The sequence below is a fragment of the Rhodanobacteraceae bacterium genome (assembly GCA_016713135.1).
GTDB lineage: Bacteria > Pseudomonadota > Gammaproteobacteria > Xanthomonadales > SZUA-5 > JADKFD01.
The window spans coordinates 129,435-146,919 of record JADJPR010000017.1; the positions used below are offsets into that span (position 1 = coordinate 129,435).

Genomic DNA, 17,485 nt, shown 5'->3' on the forward strand with positions numbered 1-17,485 from the left:
CAGCGTCGGATCGGTGACGAGGCGGTGCATGCGCATCCAGGTAGGGAACTGGCCCTGGCTCTGCGCCTTGTGGTGTGCGCTCGCGGTGGCTGGGCCGTTGCCGGCCGCGGAGACTGGCGCCGCCGTGGCTGCTGTGGAATCGCCAGTCGCACCGGTGCGGGATGCCGGGTCAGCGCACGCGGCCCTGGGGGCCGCCGAAGCCCTGCAGCAGCGGGAGGCGTTCGCCGCCGCCCGCCCCTGGCTGGACCGGCTGCGCGAGTGGGTCGCGACGCAGGCCACCGTGGAGCCGGAACTGCACGCGCATCTGCTGGTGCTGGAATCGCGCCAGATGGTTCGCGCTGGCGACCCGGGGGCCGAGCAACTCGCCGCACAGGCGGTCGAACTGCTGGATGGCAAAGGCGATTCGACCGGTCTCGCACGGGCGCTGGCGCAGCTGGCGGCGGCGCTGCGCAGCGCCGACCGGCGCACCGAGGCGCTGGCGGCATCCGAGCGCGCGGTGGCGATCTACACCCGGCTCGATCCGGATTCCAATGCCGCCCTGTGGGCATTGGCATCGCGGGTCGGGATCCAGCGCGCCAATGGCCAGTTCGATGCCGCGAATGACACCTTGGGCGAACTCGAGTCGCGGCTTTCGCAGGAGGATCCGGACATCGAGCTGCGCGCCAGCGTGGCCAACCTTCGTGGCGTCAAGCACTTGCTTGCGAGCGAACTGCCGGCGGCCATGCGCGCGCTGGCGCAGGCCGTCGACTTGCTGCGGCAGGTGCCGCATGCGGGTGTCATGCAGGCGGTGGTCCAGCACAACCTGGCGCTGGCCGCCTGGGACCTGGGCGACCTGGGCGCTGCGCGCACGCAGTTGCGGGCCGCGGTGGAAGCCGAGCGTCGCCTGCGCCCGGGGACGCTGCAGATGGCGCGAGCCGTGATCAACCTCGCGCGGCTGAGCTTCGAGCTAGGCGAGTGGACCGAGGCGGCCGACCACTACGCGCAGGCGGAAGCGATCATCCTCAAGCTGGCCCCAGGCCAGCCGGTGGAGGCCCATTTGCGCAGCAACCAGGCGGAACTGGCCGCCGCGCAGGGACGAATCGCGCAGGCGCGGGCCCTGTTCCAGCGCGCGATCTCGGTCAACGAAAAGCAGCCGCGCGACTGCTATTGCGCCGGTCCGGTGCTGCGCGACTACGCCTGGTTCCTCGGCAGCACCGGCCAGGCCGGTGCGCGCGAGGGCATCAAGTGGTTGAGCCGCGCACGCAAGCTGCTGGTCGCCTTCGAGAACCGCGACATCGAGTCCTACCTGCTGGATCGCCAGGAGGCCGAGCTGCGCCTGGCCACCGGGGAACTGGAGGTCGCAGCGGAACTGGCGACCCGGGCGCGCGCCGGGCTGGGTCGGGTTGCGCCACGCTCGGCCTACCATGCACTCACCTTGCACACCGAGGGGCTGGTCGCGCAGGCACAGGGCCGGATGGAGGCCGCGCGGGACGCGCTGTGCGCGGCGGTCCAGGTCCTGGAAGGGGTGGACGTCGGCGACGGCGTGCTCACCGATTCACGCTTCCGCGCGCGCCATGCGGACCTGTACCACGCGTGCAGCCTTGCGCGGGCCGAGGCGGGTGACGCTGCCGGTGCGCTCGACGTGCTGGAGCAAGGACGCGCGCGCAGTCTGCTGGCGCTGTGGCGCGGCAATGCCGCGGCGCTGGATGGCGAGCCGCAGGCGGCCGTCGATGCGTGGATAGACTATCGCCAGCGGCGCGCGGCGGCGCTGGCGCGCGCCTCCGACCCGGAGCAGTCGCTGGACGCTGCCACGCAGGCGCGGCGCAAACTCGAGGCGCTGGACGCGCGCCATGCGCAGGAACTGGCCCGCCTGGATGCGGCCGCGCCGCGCACCGCGGCCCTGCTGGTGCCGCGCAGCGCTGCCGTGCCCCACGGCGATGGCGACTGCGCCACCGGCCAGCGCAATGAACCCGCGCATCCCGGCGGCCCTTGCCGCAACGACGCCCACGGCTACCTGCGCCTGCCCGCCGGTTCATTGCTGCTGGCTTTCAGCGTGGGCAGCGCGGAGACGCTGGTGCTGCAGGCCGGCGCGGATGGCGTCGAGTCGCGGCGGATACCCGTGGGTCGCGTCGGATGGACCGCACGGGTCGCGCAGCTGCGGGCGCTGGTGCTGGCGCGCGCCCCCGATGGCCTGCCGGCGCTGTTGCGCGCCAGCGAGGACCTGCATGCGCTTCTGCTCGCGCCACACCTGGCAGCGATCGCGCGCAGTGAGCGCCTGCTGGTGCTCGCCGACGGCCCCTTGCAGCAACTGCCGTTCGCCGCGCTGCATCGGCGCGAGACCGGGCGATTCCTGGTCGAGGACACGCCGCTGGTGCAGGTGGAGTCGCTCGGGACGCTGGCCTTGCAGCGGCGCGACGAACACGCGGGCAGTCGACGCGCGCTGGTGGTGGCCGATCCGCTGGCCGATGTCGCCGCCGTCGAAGGGTTGCCCGCGCTGCCGGGCGCGCTGGTGGAAGCCACTCGCGTGCAGCGCACCCTGGGCGCTTCGGCCATCCTGTTGCGTGGCGCCGCCGCCAGCGAGAGCCGGGTGCGGCGCGAGGCGGGCGCTGCCCGGTTGTTGCATTTCGCCGTGCACGGCGTGCTCGACGACGCGGTACCCCTCGATTCCGCGTTGATCCTCGGGCGCGACGAGCGCGAAGACGGCGCGCTGCGGGTGCGCGAGATCCTCGGATCGATGCATCTGTCCGCCGACATCGTCGTGCTCTCGGCGTGCAACACCGCGGTCGACGCGGAGCCGCGTGGCGATGGCCTGGTCAGCCTGACCCGGGCCTTCCGCCAGGCGGCGTGATCGCCACCCTGTGGCCGGTGGCCGACGCGGGCGCAGCGGAACTGATGGGTCGTTTCCATCGGGCGCTGGCCGGCGGCGCGGCAGCGGAGGTCGCCCTGCGCGAAGCCCAGCTGGCACTGATCCATTCCGATCGGCGCGCCTCGGACGCGACTGCCGTGCGCGGCGTCGGCGGGCTGGCGCCGCGCGCAGCGGAGCAGGAGGCCGACCTGTCGCATCCCTTCCATTGGTCCGGATTCCAGCTCTATGGACGGCCCGACGAGGCGCGCAGCCGCCATTCATCTCTCCATCGCGAATAAGCGATAGAATCCGCGGCCTCCGCCGGCAGCATGCCGGCCGGTCCGCTCGTCGAGGGGCGCTGCAATCCCGGCATCCACGGGGTCACGCTCGGCGAGAAAGGCCTTCCTGAAGCGAAGGGCGCCCGTCTGTGATCGCGAGGACGCTGATGAACGCAGTTGTGAAGGAAATGCCGGCGCACGATTTCAAGGTGCGCGACCTGTCGCTGGCCGAATGGGGCCGCAAGGAAATCACGATGGCCGAGCACGAGATGCCCGGCCTGATGTCGATCCGCAAGAAGTACGCCGCCACCAAGCCGCTGGCCGGCGTGCGCCTGACCGGCTCGCTGCACATGACGGTCGAGACCGCGGTGCTGATCGAGACCCTGGTCGACCTTGGCGCCAACGTGCGCTGGGCCTCGTGCAACATCTTCTCCACCCAGGACTACGCCGCGGCGGCGATCGCCAAGGCCGGCGTGCCGGTGTTCGCGTGGAAGGGCGAGACCCTGGAAGAGTACTGGGACTGCACCCTGGACGCGGTGACCTTCCCCGGTGGCCAGGGCCCGGAGCTGGTGGTCGATGACGGCGGCGACGTCACCCTGCTGATCCACAAGGGCTACCTGATGGAGCAGGGGGACCGCTGGGTCGACTCCGCGAGCGAGAGCGAAGAAGAGGCGATCATCAAGAAGCTGCTCAAGCGCACCGCCAAGGAGCGCCCGGGCTTCTGGCACGAAGTGGTCAAGCATTGGCGCGGTGTCTCCGAAGAGACCACCACCGGCGTCAACCGCCTGTACCAGATGAAGGCGCTGGGCAAGCTGCTGGTGCCGGCGATCAACGTCAACGACTCGGTGACCAAGAGCAAGTTCGACAACCTCTATGGCTGCCGCGAATCGCTGGCGGACGGCATCAAGCGCGCCACCGATCGCATGATCGCCGGCAAGCTGGCCGTGATCTGCGGCTTCGGCGACGTGGGCAAGGGGTCGGCCCGCAGTCTGCGCGGCTTCGGCGCGCGCGTGGTGGTCACCGAGATCGATCCGATCTGCGCGCTGCAGGCGGCGATGGAAGGCTTCGAAGTCACCACCGTCGAGGACACCCTCGGCAAGGCCGACATCTACGTCACCGCCACCGGCAACAAGGACATCATCACGCTGGAACACATGGCGGCGATGAAGGACCAGGCGATCGTCTGCAACATCGGCCACTTCGACAACGAGATCCAGGTCGAGCGCCTGAACACCGCTGCCGGCGTCACCAAGCAGACGATCAAGCCGCAGGTGGACAAGTACCGCTTCGCCGACGGCCACGAGATCTACATGCTGGCCGAAGGCCGCCTGGTGAACCTGGGCTGCGCCACCGGCCACCCGAGCTTCGTGATGTCCAATTCCTTCTCCAACCAGGTCCTCGCGCAGATCGACCTGTGGGCGAACAAGGACAAGTACGAGCCGGCCGTGTACCAGCTGCCGAAGAAGCTCGACGAGGAAGTCGCGCGCCTGCACCTGGAGAAGATCGGCGTGAAGCTGACCCAGCTGACGGAACAGCAGGCCAGCTACATGGGCATCAAGCAGGAAGGCCCGTACAAGCCGGACCACTACCGCTACTGATCGGGCGGGTTCCCGTTTTGCGGGGGCTGCCTTGCGGTTGAGCAGAAGGCGTCGCGCAAGCGGCGCCTTCTGCGTTTTGGGGAGGCCCAAGAGCGGGTCAGGGGTCAGGGGGCAGGGGACCCGGACCTTCGCCCAGCTCGACCGTGGCGCGAGCCGGGTCCCCTGCCCCTTGCCCCTTGGCCCGCTCCAAATCTCGTCAACGCCGCTTGATCAATGCGGCCACGCCGCCCAGCTCGACCGTGGAGCGAACCGGGTCCCCTGTCCCTTTCCCCTTGCCCCGCTTCAAATCCGGTCAACGCCGCTCGATCAACGCCGCCACGCCCATGCCGCCGGCCGCGCAGGCCATCACCAGCACGCGGCCGCCGCCGGCATCCTTCAGCAGTTTCGCCGCGCCGGCGAACATGCGCGCGCCGGTGGCGGCGAAGGGGTGGCCGATGGCCAGGCTGCCGCCGGCGATGTTGAGCTTGCTGCGGTCAATCGCGCCCAGCGCGCCCGGCAGGCCGAGGCGCTCGCGGCAATAGCCATCCGACTCGAAAGCCGCCAGCGTACACAGCAGTTGCGCCGCGAAGGCTTCGTGGATCTCGAACAGGTCGATGTCGCCGAAGCCGAGTCCCTGGCGCTGCAACAGTCGCGCGGTGGCCACGGTCGGCGCCATCAGCAGGCCCTCGCCGCCAACGAAATCGACCGCGGACACCTCGGCGTCGACCAGCTCCGCCAGCACCTCGTGGCCCTCGGCACGCGCCCAGTCGGCATTGGCCAGCAGCAGTGCGCTGGCGCCGTCGGTCAACGGGGTGGAGTTGCCGGCGGTCAGCGTGCCCTGGCCGGAGGTGCGGTCGAAGGCCGGCTTCAGCGTCGCCAGCTTCTCCAGCGTGGTGTCTGCGCGCAGCACGTTGTCGCGCTTGAGCCCGCGGAAGGGGGCGACCAGGTCATCGTAGAAGCCGCGCTCGTAGGCGTGGTGCGCCTTCTGGTGGCTGTCGAAGGCGATCTGGTCCTGGTCGCGGCGGCTGATGCCCCAGGTCTTGGCCATCATCTCGCAGTGCTCGCCCATGCTCTTGCCGGTGCGCGGCTCGCCGACCGCCGGCGCCACCGGCTTCAACTCGCCGAAGCGGAAGCCCTTCAGCGCGCGCAAGCGCTCACCGAAGCTGCGTGCCCGCGCCAGCGCGAGGAAGCGCGCGTTGAGCGACTGGTTCAGCACCAGCGGCACCTCCGAGGCGCTGTCGCTGCCGCCGCCGATGCCGGCGCGGATCTGGCCGAGCGCGATCTTGTTGGCGATCACGATCGCCGACTCGAATCCGGTGCCGCAGGCGCGCTGCAACGTGAGCCCCGGCGTGGTCGCCTTCAGTCCCGAACCCAGGGCGATCTCACGCGCCAGGTTCCAGTCGCGCGAGTGCTTGAGCACCGCACCGAAGGCTACTTCGCCCAGTTCGACGCCCTTGAGGCCGAAGCGGTCGACCAGGCGCGACACCACCTCGGTGCCGAGCGCGAGGTTCGGCAAGTCGGTGTAGGCGGTGTTGTTGCGGCAGAAGGGGATGCGCAGGCCGCCGAGGATGGCGGCCAGGGGACGGCGGTCGGGCATGGCACCGGCTCCGGTGAGCGGAGCGGGCAGTGTAGTGCAGCCCGCCCCGGGTGCGCGCTCTCAGCGGGCGAGCCATCCGCCATCGACAGGGAGTACCGCGCCGTGCACATAGGCCGCCGCCGCGGAGGCGAGGAAGACCGCGGCCCCGCCGAGGTCGGATGGCTCGCCCCAGCGTCCGGCCGGGATCCGCGCCAGGATGTCGCGGTTGCGGCTCTCGTCCTGACGCAGCGCCGCGGTGTTGTCGGTGGCGAAGTAGCCGGGCGCGATGGCGTTGACGTTGATCCCGTGGCGCGCCCACTCATTGGCGAGCAGGCGTGTGATGCCGAGCAGACCCGATTTGCTCGCGGTGTACGAGGCCACCCGGATGCCGCCCTGGAAGGACAGCATCGAGACGATGTTGATGACGCGGCCACCCCGCTGCGCGCCCACCCAGTGCCGCGCGGCCTGCTGCGCAAGGAAGAAGGCCGACTTCAGGTTCAGGTCGACCACGCTGTCCCATTCGTCCTCGGTGAACGCCAGCGCGTCGTTGCGCCGGATCGTCCCGGCATTGTTGACCAGGATGTCGAACCGTCCATGTCGCGCGACCAGCGTGTCGACCAGGTCAGCCGGCGGCCTGCCGGAACCCAGGTCGCACTCGATCCAGTGACCGCGCCGGCCAGCGGCTGACACCGCCGCCAGCGTGTCGTCGGCGGGACGACGGCTGAGCGCGACGATGTCCGCGCCCGCCTGCGCCAGTGCGAGCGCAATGCCCTGGCCGATGCCGGTGTTCGCGCCGGTGACCAGCGCCACCTGTCCGCTGAGGTCGAAGGGGTTCATTTGAGCTGGCAGATGTCCAGTTGCTGCATGTCGGTGTAATCGAGGTTCTCGCCACCCATCGCCCAGATGAAGCCGTAGTGGCGCGTGCCCGAGCCCATGTGGATGGACCACGGCGGGGAAACCACCGCTTCCTCGTTGGCGAGCACCAGATGACGCGTGTCCGCGGGCTCGCCCATGAAGTGCATCACGCGGTCGTCTGCGCCCAGGCCGAAATAGAAATAGACCTCGCTGCGGCGATCGTGCAGGTGCGGCGGCATGGTGTTCCACACACTGCCGGGTTGCAGCAGGGTCATCCCCAGCAGCAACTGGCAGGAGGCGCAGGTGGCGGGCACGATGTACTGGTAGATCGTGCGCTGGTTCGAGGTTTCCAGAGCGCCGCGCTGCAGCGGCACCGCCTGCGCGAGCGACAGGTGCTTCAGCGCATGCCGCGCGTGCGCGGGAGTCGAGACCAGGTAGAAGCGCGCGGGCTTGTCGCCATCCAGGCTGCTGAAGCGCACGTCGGCGCTGCCCATCGGCACATAGGCCCCGTCGCGCGGCGCGAGTCGCAGCACCTCGCCATCCACGCTGAGTTCGCCATCGCCCTCGCCCACATTGACCACGCCCAGTTCGCGGCGTTCGAGGAAGGGTTTCCCCGCGGCCGATGCCGGCGCCTCCTGCGCCGGAAGAGCCAGCGCCCGTGCCACCGGCGCGGCGCCGCCAACGACGATGCGCTCGTAGTGGGTGTAATTCAGGCGCACCGCGTCCGGCACGAACAACTCGCCAATGCGATAGCGCTCGCGCAACTCGTCATTGCTGGCACCGGCCATCATCGACGGGTGCGTGGCGTGGTAGGTCTTGACGTACATCGGGGGCTCCGTCGGGGATTCCGGGTGGAGGATACGAGGTGTGGTAACCGGTGTCATCAGTTTGTGGAGGTGGTCTCGGGCTCGGGGTGGTCGATGTTGCGCGGCTGTTTGTGGGGGCGTGCTCTGCCCGCGATCTTTTCGCTATTGCTGTCGCTGTCGCTGTCGCTGTCGCTGTCGCTGTCGCTGTCGCTGTCGCTGTCGCTGTCGCCTTGGCACTTGTGGGAGCGGGCTCTGCCCGCGATCTTTTCGCTGTTGCTGTTGTTTTTTGCTCTTACCTGAAGAGCAACAGCGTTTCGGCCTGGCGGCCGAGTGTCTTTTCTTTGAGTGGCCAAAGAAAAGTCACCAAAAGAAAGGCCACCCCGCGTCCGCGCTTGCCGCGCGTCGTGCGCGGCAAGTCCCTGCGGTGCTCACGAAGCGCAGGCCGCTGCAACTCGCACATCCCTGTGCTCGGACATGCTCGCTTTCCCCTGCGCTTCGCTCCGCTCCTCGGCGCTCCCGAGGGCCCCGGGTTCCTCGACCCGGCTTCCTGCCTGGTTCTTGAGGTGGGGTGGATCAGCCGACTTGCGGGCATTTACCGGAAGGAAGCCAGAGCCGACAGCGAAGCCAGAGCCGATAGCGAAGCCAGAGCCGCCTGTGAAACCAGAGCCAACAGAAATGCCGAAGCCGTGGAGCGGAGCCGAAGCCGCAGAGCGGCGCTTGCTTCGCTGCTTTCGCTTCACCCTCGACTCCTGTCGAGCAAATCGATCAAGCTTTCCTGAAAACAGGCAGGAAGCCGAGTCGAAGGAAAATGGGGCCCCTCGGGAGCGCCGAGGAGCGGAGCTGGATCAAGGGAAAGCGAGCATGTCCGAGCAGGGATGTGCGAGTTGCGCAGGCCTTTCGGGGCGGGACTGTGCGCGGGGGCGCGGGGGGGTGGCCTTTCTCTTGGTTACTTCTCTTTGGCCATCCGGCCACTCAAAGAGAAGTGACTCGGCCGCAGGCCGAAGCTTGCTCTTGATCTTGAAGCCCCAAGCCCAAAGCCCAAAGCCCAAAGCCCAAAGCCCAAAGCCCAAAGCCCAAAGCCCAAAGCCCCAAGCGCGAATCCCGAAGCCCAACCCCCATCAACGCAAGCTCAGCGCGGCGGCTGGCAGGAATCCCTGACCACGAGGTGCGGCGACACCGCTACCGGCGCCGGGCTCTGGCCGCGGAAATCGGCCAGGAGCAGGTTCGCCGCCTGGCGGCCGACGTCCCGGACCGGCAGGCGCACCGTCGTCAGCGCTGGCCACAACTGCGGCGCCAGCGGGCTGTCGTCGTAGCCGACGACCGAGAGGTCGCCGGGAATCGACAGGCCCATGCGCAGGGCGGCCTTGTAGACGCCGGCGGCCATTTCGTCGTTGCAGGCGTAGATCGCGGTCGGGCGCGGGCTCTGCGAGAGCAGTTGCTCGGCGCCCGCGACGCCGGATTCGAAGGTGTAGCCGCCTTCGTAAACGGCGCTGGTGGGTAGCTTGATGCCGCGCAGACGCAGTCCTTCGGTGAAGCCCTCGCCGCGCTCGATGGCCGAGCGGTAGCGCTTCGGACCGGTGATCAGGCCGAGGTGGCGGTGGCCGAGGGACTCCAGGTACTGCGCGACCTCGACACTCGCCGCGCGGTCGTGGGTCTGCACCATGCGCTCGGGCTGGTCGAAGGCGACCGACGCAATGCGCACATAGCGACAGCCGGCGTCGGCGAGCACATCGGCCAGCGCCTGATCCTCGGACACGCGCGGGATCATGATCACGCCGTAGAGCTTCTGCCGGGCCACGAACTGGCGGACGCCGTCGACATATCCTGCGCTGCGGCTGTCGCAGGGATGCACCACCAGTTCGAAACCGGTGTCGCGCAGGGCGTCGAGCACACCGTACTGCATGTTGACGATGTACTGGGCGGTCGGGTTGTCGAACACCAGCCCGATCAGGAAGGAGCGCCTGAAAGCGAGTCCCCGGGCCTGGGGGTCCGGCGCGTAGGCGCGCTGGCGCATCAGCTCGCGCACGCGCTCGCGGGTGTCCTCGCGCACCAGCGGCGAGTTGTTGAGCACGCGCGAGACCGTCTTCTTCGAAACGCCGGCGAGGCGCGCGATGTCGTTGATGGTGGTCTTGTCGGGGGCGGCAGGCGCTTCGGCGACGGCGGCGGGGGGCTTGCGGGTGGGTGTGCGTGGACTCATGGCCGGATTGTAGGCGAAGCCACCCGCGGCCCGGTCAACGCAATGCCGCCGGCAGCCACAGCGACAGCGCCGGGATGAAGGCCACCAGCAGCAGCACCGTCAGCGCGGCAAGATAGAAGGGCCAGATTGTGCGCAGGGCTTCGCCCACGCGGATCTGGCCGATGCCGGCCCCGACGAACAGCACCGAGCCCACCGGCGGCGTGATCAGGCCGATGCCGGCGGTCAGAATGAGGATCACGCCGAAGTGCACCGGCGAGATCTGGAAGGCTTTGGCGACCGGCAGGAAGATCGGGGTGCAGATGATGATCAGCGGTGCCATGTCCATGAAAGTGCCGAGCAGCAGCAGCGCTGCGACCATCAGCAGCAGCACGATGGTCGGGCTGTCCGACACTGCGCGCAGCGCTGCCACCGCAGCCGTGGGGACTTCCAGGTAGGCCAGCATCCAGCCGAAGGCGGCCGCCGACGCGATCACGAACAGGATCGCACCGGTGGTGCGCACCGCGCCGGTCAGGATGCGCACGAAGGCCGCCCAGCGCAGCTGCCGGTAGACCAGCAGCGCGACCGTCAGCGCGTAGAGCACGGCGATCGCCGCGCTCTCCACCGCGGTAAAGATGCCCGCCCGGATGCCGCCGAGGATCAGGCCGATCAGCAGCAGGCCGGGCAGCGCCACCACCAGGCGCCGCAGCACGGCGCGCGCGCCCGGGAAGGCTTCCACCGCGTAGCCGCGGCGGCGCGCGATCAGCCAGGTGGTCGTCATCACCGAGAGCATCAGCATCAACGCCGGGATGATGCCGGCCGCGAACAGGTCGGCGATCGAAACGCTGCCGCCCGCTGCGGCCGAATACAGGATCAGGTTGTGCGAGGGCGGCACCAGCAGCGCGACCAGCGCAGCCGTGATCGATACATTGACCGCGAAATCCGCATCGAAACCGCGCTGCTTCATCTGCGGAATCATGGTGCCGCCGATCGCCGACACATCCGCGATGGCCGATCCGGAGACGCCGCCGAAGAGCAGCGACGCCACCACATTGACCTGGCCAAGTCCGCCGCGGAGGTGCCCGACCAGGCTCCCGGCAAAGCCAATGATGCGATCGGACAGGCCGCCCCGAAGCATGATCTCGCCGGTCAGGATGAACAGCGGAATCGCGATCAGGGTGCTCGAGTTCGCACCCGACGCCAACTCGATCACCGTCACCAGTGGCGGCAGGTCGAGCCATGCCACCGTGGCTGCAGCCGAGGCGGCGAGGGCGAATGCCACTGGGACGCCGGCGAGCAGCAACAGCGCAAACACGCCGAACAACAGGGCGATGGCCATTTCAGCGCTCCTCCCGCGACTGCCAGATCAGCCACAGCCGCTCCAGCGCGAACAGGCACATCAGGGCGCCGCCGACGCACAGCGGCAGGTAGCGCACGCCCTCGCTGAGGCGGGTGCCGGCGATGGCGACACCCGCATCCGCCGCGTACAGCACGCCGCCGCCCCAGACCAGCAACCCGCCCAGTGCGCCGACAACCGCTTGCGACAGGCTGCGCAGCCAGCGCTGCAGCGCCGGCGGCGCCGCGTCCTGCAGCAGTGAGAAGCTGAAATGCTGCTCCCGGCGCACGCCCACGGCGGCGCCACAGAACAGCGCCGTGTTCATCAGCAGCAGCGCGACTGGCTCGCTCCAGCCGGGCGAGTCATTCAGCACATAGCGCGCATACACCTGCCACAACTGCACTGCAGCGATCAGCAACAGCGACACGGCCGCCAGCAACACGGCAGCGCGGGTCAATCCATCCATAAGGCCTTTCATGCGCTCACCGCCAGTGAGCGGATCTGATCGTGCAACTCGCGCAAGCCGGGCGCCGCCAGTTGCGCGGAAACCATCGGACGAGCTGCAGCGCGAAAGGCGTCGAGGTCGGCCGCATTCGCCTTCACGCCGCTGGCCAGCGCCGCGCTGCGGGCGGCATCGATGCGCTGGTCCCAGAGCTCGCGCATCACCGGCACCGAACGCCGTGCCAGGTCGCGCAGCAGCTCGCGGTCGTCCGGCGCCAGCAGGGCGTCAGCGCGCGCGGACAGCAGCAGCACATCGGGCACCATCGAATGCAAGGTGTCCGACCAGTACCTCGCCACCTCGAACTGACGGCTGCTGTGGAAACTCAGCCAGTTGTTCTCGGCGCCGTCGATCAGCCCGGTCTGCAGCGCCGAGTAGACCTCGCCGTAGGCCAGCGGCGTCGCGTTCACGCCGAAACCGTGCATCAGCGACATGAACAGATCGGAGGGCGGTACACGCAATTTCAGGCCCTTCAGGTCGCCGGGCGACACGACCGGATGGCGCGTGTTGTAGACGCTGCGCACCCCCGCGTCGTAAAAACACAGGCCGATCAGCCCGCGCGCCTCGAAGCTGCGCAGGACCGTGGTGCCGGGCGTTCCGTCCAGCGATCGCCGCAAGTGCGCGACGTCGTCGAAGACGTAGGGCAGTGACAGCGCGGTGGTCGCCGGGAAGGCGTTGTTCAGCGAGGCCAGCGTGACCCGGGTGAGGGCGAGCGCGCCATGGCGCACCAGGCTCAGGGTATCCGCCTCGCGGCCGAGCTGGCCGGCGTGGTAGAGCCGCAGGCGCAGGCGACCGCCGGTCGCCCGCTCCAGTTCGCTGCCGATCCAGCGTGCCGCGGCCACCGTGGGATAGCCATCGACGTGCACATCGGCGCCGTCGAGCGTCACGGATTGCGGTAGCCCGGGCGATGCGCGGCAGGGCGGCAGTGGCCAGCCCGCCTGCGATCCCGCCGATCGCTGCGCGTCGAGTCAGCATGGCCTTGGGTCCCGCGGAGATTCGGCGCGCGCCTGCGCGCGCTCGGCATGGCAGTGCAGCACCACGCCGCCGGCAAACTCGACCCGCGCGCGCTCGCCGATGCGGATGTCGTGGATGCCGGTGCTGGCGCCGGTGGAGATCAGGTCGCCCGCGCGCAATGGCCGCCCGCGCCGGGCGCAGCGGGCGAGGGCGAAGGCGAGCGCGGCGAGCGGGCCGCCCGAGATCGACGCGGCGCCACCGCGCCCGACCAGCCGCCCGGCGACGAAGGTCTCGCAGCGCAGGGACTCCAGCGCATGCGCCCGCCAGTCGCCGATCTCGGGCCCAAGCAGCAATCCGGCATTGTTGCCGAAGTCCGACACCACCACCGCCGGCCCCAGTTCGTTGATCGTTGCCAGCGGACTGCCGGCGAATTCGATGCCGATGTGCAGCGCCGAGACGAACGCCGCCGCGTCCTCGCTGGTGTAGTCCAGGCGGTCCGGCGGCGCATCCTGGCCGAGCCGGAAGATGTACTCGGCCTCGACCGCGGCGAATCCGCCATCGATCACCGCCAGCGCGGCGTCGCCGCCGTCCGCGATGCGCTGCACATGGCGTGAAAAGATCGGCCCCACCAAGCGTTCCTCGCCCACGCGCGGCACCCATTCGCCCGGGATCTTGCCTACTTTCCAGCCGACGACCCGGTCGGGCCACAATGCGATTGCGAAATCCTGCCGCCGGTAGGACTGCGCGAGACTGCGCGGCAGCTCTCCCGGGTAGCCGGGGAGCGCACGCGCAGCCAGGCGTGCGCAGACGAAACGCCGCGCGATGGCGGCATCGGACTGCGCTTCGGGGTAGGCGGTGGCGGCATCCGGTTGCACGTTCGCAACGTCCTCAGTGCGGGCATCCGGGTGCGGGCCGGCGCTGGTCATGGTATAGAGGAAACCGGTGTCATTTTCAACGCAGGAGAGGACAGTGAGCACAACCAGCGCACAGGCGTTGCACTTCCCGGGGCTGCGCCCGGCCGTCCGTGCGGGACTGGCAGGGTTGCTGCTGCTCGCGTGCACGGTCGCACCGGCCGAGGAGCGCGAGCTTGCCTTCCCGGGGGCGCTTGGTGCTGCGGCGCAGACGCCCGGCGGGCGCGGTGGGCAACTCCTGCGGGTGACCACGCTGGCCACCGACGGCCCGGGATCGCTGGCGGCGGCGCTGCGCACACCCGGTCCGCGCATCGTGGTGTTCGAGGTCGGCGGCGTGATCGACCTCGGCGCGCAGACGCTGGTCATCGAGCAGCCCTTTCTGACCATCGCTGGACAAACCGGGCCATACCCCGGGATCACGCTGATCCGCGGTGGGATCGACATCAAGACCCACGATGTGGTCGTGCGCCATCTGAAAGTGCGACCCGGCAGCGCCGGCGCGGCACCCGGCAGCGGAATGGACTTCGATGCGATCTCGACCGTGGCCGCGCATGACGTGATTGTCGACCATTGCTCGCTGACCTGGGCCAGCGACGAAAACCTGTCCGCCTCTGGTCCCCGCTTCGTGGAAGGCGGGCGCACGCCGGAGGACTTTCGCCGCGCCACCTCGCAACGCATCACCTTCAGCCACAACCTGATCGCCGAAGGGCTGGCCCACTCGACCCACGCCAAGGGCGAGCACAGCAAGGGCAGCCTGATCCACGATCACGTCGGCGACCTGCTGATCTACGGCAATCTGTACGCACACAACTACGAACGCAGCCCGATGTTCAAGGGCGATGTGCGTGGCCAGGTCATCAACAACCTGATCTACGATCCAGGCGCGCGCGCCGTGCACTACAACCTGATTCCCGAAGAATGGGTCGGCCACGAATACCTGCCGGCTCAGATGGTGCTGCTGGGCAACGTGATGCGCGCGGGGCCCTCGACACGCGATCCGATTGCCTTGCTGATGATCGGCGGCGCCGCCGACCTCCACCTGCACGCCGCCGACAACCTGGCGGTGGACCGGATCGGCCGCGACCTGCCCCAACTTGGCCGCTACACCACCAGCGCCGCGCGCGTGGTCGAGATCCCGGCGCCGCCCCTGCCAACTGGCGTGCACGTGCGGCCGAGCGTCGAGGTGCAGGACTGGGTGATCGAGAACGCAGGCGCCCGCCCCTGGGATCGCGATGACGTCGATCGCCGGATCGTCGCCAATGTGATCGAGGGACGCGGGGGGATCATCGACCATGAGGACCAGGTCGGGGGCTACCCGAGGTTCGAGGCGACGCGGGCGGCGTTTGTGCCCGACGATTGGGATCTGGCGACGATGGAGCCGCGCAAGGCGCTGGTGCGCAGGCCGCCGCCGAAGTGAGCGCAAGCGCCAGCCGGGCCCAGTCCGGCCTGCGTCTGCCTCGGGTTCAGGCCGTTCCCCGCTGAACGAGCGGCGCCCGCGCAAGCGCCGTTCCCCGCCGGGCGAATCGCATTCGATGCGGCGGGAATGATCCACCAGCAGGATGTTCCGCCGGCCCAGCGACTGCTGCGGCGCACAGAGGCGCCCCCCCGGCGCGGGTGTCAGGCTGGGGTGCGGAGGGGCCGTAGTCGAAGGCTTCGCGAACGCCCTCCCAGGGGGCTTCGCGCTGCGCGCGGCGGAAACGCCGGGTGGCGGTGTCGGCGCCGTAGGGGATCCCGCGGAATACGTGGATGCCACCGGTCTGCGGGAGGGGGGGGGGGGGGGGGGGGGGGGGGGGGCGTCGGGTGGTCTCGCGCGGCGACGCCCGGCGCGCAGGGAGCTGGGTGGCCAGCTCAAGCCAGCGCCGCCGCTGCGGATCGACCGGATCTGGCAGGTCGGTCATGAATGGGGCGGGCGGGAACGGCTGCCGGCCGGCGCGCGCGAAGGGGGAGGTCGACGCGCGCCGGCGGCTGCCGAAGACGATCAGTACTTGAAGCGCACACCGAGCATGTACTGGCGCCCGGTGTGGTGATAGACCGACGCGCGGTCGCCGATCGAGTCCACCCACTGGTCGTTGAACTCGTCGGTCAGGTTCAGCGCCTCGAAGGACAGCTCCCAGTGGTCGTCGATCTTGTAACTGGCGGAGGCATCGATGGTGGTGGTGCCCTTGGTGCCCTCGACATCGGCGCCGTTGCGGCCCGGCACGGTGGTCAGGTAGTCGTTGCGATGGGCTGCCGAAACGCGCACGCCGAAGCGCTCGGTCTCGTAGTACAGGGTGGCGTTGTAGGCGTTCTTCGACAGGCCGACGAGATCGGTGTTCAGCGAGTTGGCGCCGCTCGACGTCAGGTACTGGATCTGGCTGTCGACATAGGTGTAGTTGAAGATCGCGCCGAGTCCGTTGAACGGCGCCGGGAGGAAGTCGAACGGCTGCTGCCAGGACAGTTCCACGCCGGTCAGCTCGCCGCCCGGGGTGTTGATCGGGATGTTGAATTGGAAGTCGTCGTCCACCGTCGCGCCGGTGCCTGCGAGCAGGCTGGCTGGCAGGCCGGAAGTGCTGTACGGCCGGGTCTCGCGCGAGGTCTGCACGAAGCTGTCGATGTCCTTGTAGAACAGGGCCAGCGACAGCAGCGACTCTTCCGCGTAGTACCACTCCAGCGCCACGTCGGCCGTCTTCGCGCGGAAGGGATCGAGGAAGGGATCGCCACCGGTGACGGTGCGATTGCCGCCGCTGACGCTGACGGTGACGCCCGGCGTCAGATTGCCGAGGCCAGGGCGCGACATCACCTTCGCTGCGCCAAAGCGCAACACCACGTCGGGGCTGAGTTCGGCGACCAGGTTCAGCGAGGGCAGCAGATCGTCATAGTTGCGGTCGACGGTGATCTGCACCGGCGTGCTGTTGACCACGGCGAAGCCGGTCGAGCGCTGGTCGGTCTCGACGTAGCGCAGGCCAAGGTTGCCACGCAGGGGGATCATGCCGACTTCGGTATCGAAATCGAGCTGGGTCCAGTAGCCGAAATCTTCTTCCTTGACGCTGCGGTTGTTGCCGCGCGCGCTGGCCACCGAGGAAGACAAGGCGAAGATGCCGCTGTTGCTGTAGATGTCGAACAGGCGCGCGAAGGCCGCGGCGTCGGGCACCACCCAGCTGACGTCGGTGCCGTTAGGCACATTGAGGCCGTTCAGGCGCAGGATGTTGCTGAGGTCCGCCAGCGAGGTCCCAGCGGGCAGGGCGGGGACCACGGTTTCCGAGGCGCGCCGCATTTCGGTGGTCTCGAACGCGTACTCCTTCCAGAGAAAGCCGCCCTTGAGGGTGAACACGTCGTTGATGTCGAAGGCGAAATTCAGCTCGCCCACCGAATGCGTGTTGTCCGCGGTCTGCGGCCGCAAACGGATCTCGGACAGGCCATTGGCGAAGCTCCAGTTGGCCGGGTCGGTGACGTCGAAGCCGTAGTCGATCAAGGGCAACCGGTCGTTGTTGCGGTAGTCCCAGACCACCCCGTCCGCGTCCACGCGGTCCAGGGTGATCGTGGTCTGGATCGGATTGTCGAACTTCGACTCGGCGCGGCCGATGCGCCCGTCGATGCGGAAGCGATCGCTGACCTCGTGCTCGCCGGTCAGGCTGAACTGGGTGAAGCGCGTGTCGAGTTCGTCGTAGCGCGATTCCGAACGCACGTCGACATTGTCGAAGACGCCGTAGACCAGGT

General features: G+C 69.1%; 13 protein-coding genes, 2 pseudogenes and 1 riboswitch. Of the genes and pseudogenes, 5 read left to right on the forward strand and 10 right to left on the reverse strand.

Annotation, left to right across the window (positions count from 1 at the left end; translation table 11 throughout):
* Window positions 1-28 precede the first annotated feature (28 nt).
* The 3 genes from IPK27_14310 to IPK27_14320 all read left to right on the forward strand — a co-directional run bounded on the left by IPK27_14310 (window position 29) and on the right by IPK27_14320 (window position 4,700).
* Window positions 29-2,827, forward strand: a complete 2,799-nt coding sequence (locus tag IPK27_14310; GenBank protein MBK8068749.1) for a CHAT domain-containing protein — start codon at window positions 29-31, stop codon at window positions 2,825-2,827.
* On the forward strand, window positions 2,824-3,123 hold the full coding sequence (locus IPK27_14315) for a CHAT domain-containing protein (GenBank protein ID MBK8068750.1): 300 nt from the start codon (window positions 2,824-2,826) through the stop codon (window positions 3,121-3,123). The genes IPK27_14310 and IPK27_14315 overlap by 4 nt, the downstream gene beginning before the upstream one ends.
* A 45-nt stretch (window positions 3,124-3,168) precedes the next feature.
* Window positions 3,169-3,254, forward strand: a riboswitch (S-adenosyl-L-homocysteine riboswitch).
* Window positions 3,255-3,269: 15 nt separating this feature from the next.
* Window positions 3,270-4,700 (forward strand): adenosylhomocysteinase, encoded by a 1,431-nt coding sequence (locus IPK27_14320; protein ID MBK8068751.1) that lies wholly within the window; start codon window positions 3,270-3,272, stop codon window positions 4,698-4,700.
* A 292-nt stretch (window positions 4,701-4,992) separates the two neighbouring features.
* On the opposite strand, the gene IPK27_14325 is transcribed toward IPK27_14320, so the two are convergent.
* From IPK27_14325 to kduI, 3 genes are read right to left on the reverse strand one after another with little or no spacing between them, the layout of a single operon-like run.
* Complete coding sequence (locus IPK27_14325) at window positions 4,993-6,276, reverse strand: acetyl-CoA C-acetyltransferase (GenBank protein ID MBK8068752.1); 1,284 nt, start codon at window positions 6,274-6,276, stop codon at window positions 4,993-4,995.
* A gap of 60 nt (window positions 6,277-6,336) precedes the next feature.
* Window positions 6,337-7,092 (reverse strand): 2-dehydro-3-deoxy-D-gluconate 5-dehydrogenase KduD, encoded by a 756-nt coding sequence (kduD, locus tag IPK27_14330; protein MBK8068753.1) that lies wholly within the window; start codon window positions 7,090-7,092, stop codon window positions 6,337-6,339.
* The gene (gene kduI / locus IPK27_14335) at window positions 7,089-7,937 is read right to left on the reverse strand and encodes a 5-dehydro-4-deoxy-D-glucuronate isomerase (protein ID MBK8068754.1); all 849 of its coding nucleotides are present in this window, start codon (window positions 7,935-7,937) and stop codon (window positions 7,089-7,091) included. Before kduI ends, kduD begins: the two co-directional genes overlap by 4 nt.
* 93 nt (window positions 7,938-8,030) lie before the next feature.
* Between kduI and IPK27_14340 the strand changes: the two genes are divergently transcribed.
* Window positions 8,031-8,216, forward strand: coding sequence for a hypothetical protein (locus IPK27_14340; protein ID MBK8068755.1), 186 nt, complete (start codon window positions 8,031-8,033; stop codon window positions 8,214-8,216).
* 829 nt (window positions 8,217-9,045) lie between these two features.
* On the opposite strand, the gene IPK27_14345 is transcribed toward IPK27_14340, so the two are convergent.
* The 5 genes and pseudogenes from IPK27_14345 to IPK27_14365 all read right to left on the reverse strand — a co-directional run bounded on the left by IPK27_14345 (window position 9,046) and on the right by IPK27_14365 (window position 13,753).
* The gene (locus IPK27_14345) at window positions 9,046-10,113 is read right to left on the reverse strand and encodes a LacI family DNA-binding transcriptional regulator (GenBank protein MBK8068756.1); all 1,068 of its coding nucleotides are present in this window, start codon (window positions 10,111-10,113) and stop codon (window positions 9,046-9,048) included.
* Between the two features lie 34 nt (window positions 10,114-10,147).
* Window positions 10,148-11,428, reverse strand: coding sequence for a TRAP transporter large permease (locus tag IPK27_14350; GenBank protein ID MBK8068757.1), 1,281 nt, complete (start codon window positions 11,426-11,428; stop codon window positions 10,148-10,150).
* Between the two features lies 1 nt (window position 11,429).
* Window positions 11,430-11,861, reverse strand: a complete 432-nt coding sequence (locus IPK27_14355) for a TRAP transporter small permease (GenBank protein MBK8068758.1) — start codon at window positions 11,859-11,861, stop codon at window positions 11,430-11,432.
* A 38-nt stretch (window positions 11,862-11,899) separates the two neighbouring features.
* A pseudogene (locus IPK27_14360) lies at window positions 11,900-12,899 on the reverse strand (TRAP transporter substrate-binding protein).
* The gene (locus IPK27_14365; GenBank protein ID MBK8068759.1) at window positions 12,893-13,753 is read right to left on the reverse strand and encodes a 2-keto-4-pentenoate hydratase; all 861 of its coding nucleotides are present in this window, start codon (window positions 13,751-13,753) and stop codon (window positions 12,893-12,895) included. The pseudogene IPK27_14360 and the gene IPK27_14365 overlap by 7 nt, the downstream one beginning before the upstream one ends.
* A gap of 94 nt (window positions 13,754-13,847) precedes the next feature.
* Between IPK27_14365 and IPK27_14370 the strand changes: the two genes are divergently transcribed.
* A complete protein-coding gene (locus IPK27_14370; GenBank protein ID MBK8068760.1) occupies window positions 13,848-15,206 on the forward strand; it encodes a pectate lyase in 1,359 nt (452 codons plus the stop codon).
* Between the two features lie 205 nt (window positions 15,207-15,411).
* Here IPK27_14370 and IPK27_14375 read toward each other — a convergent pair.
* A pseudogene (locus IPK27_14375) lies at window positions 15,412-15,687 on the reverse strand (carboxylesterase family protein).
* A gap of 80 nt (window positions 15,688-15,767) precedes the next feature.
* A partial coding sequence (locus IPK27_14380; protein ID MBK8068761.1) for a TonB-dependent receptor occupies window positions 15,768-17,485 on the reverse strand: 1,718 nt, incomplete at its 5' end.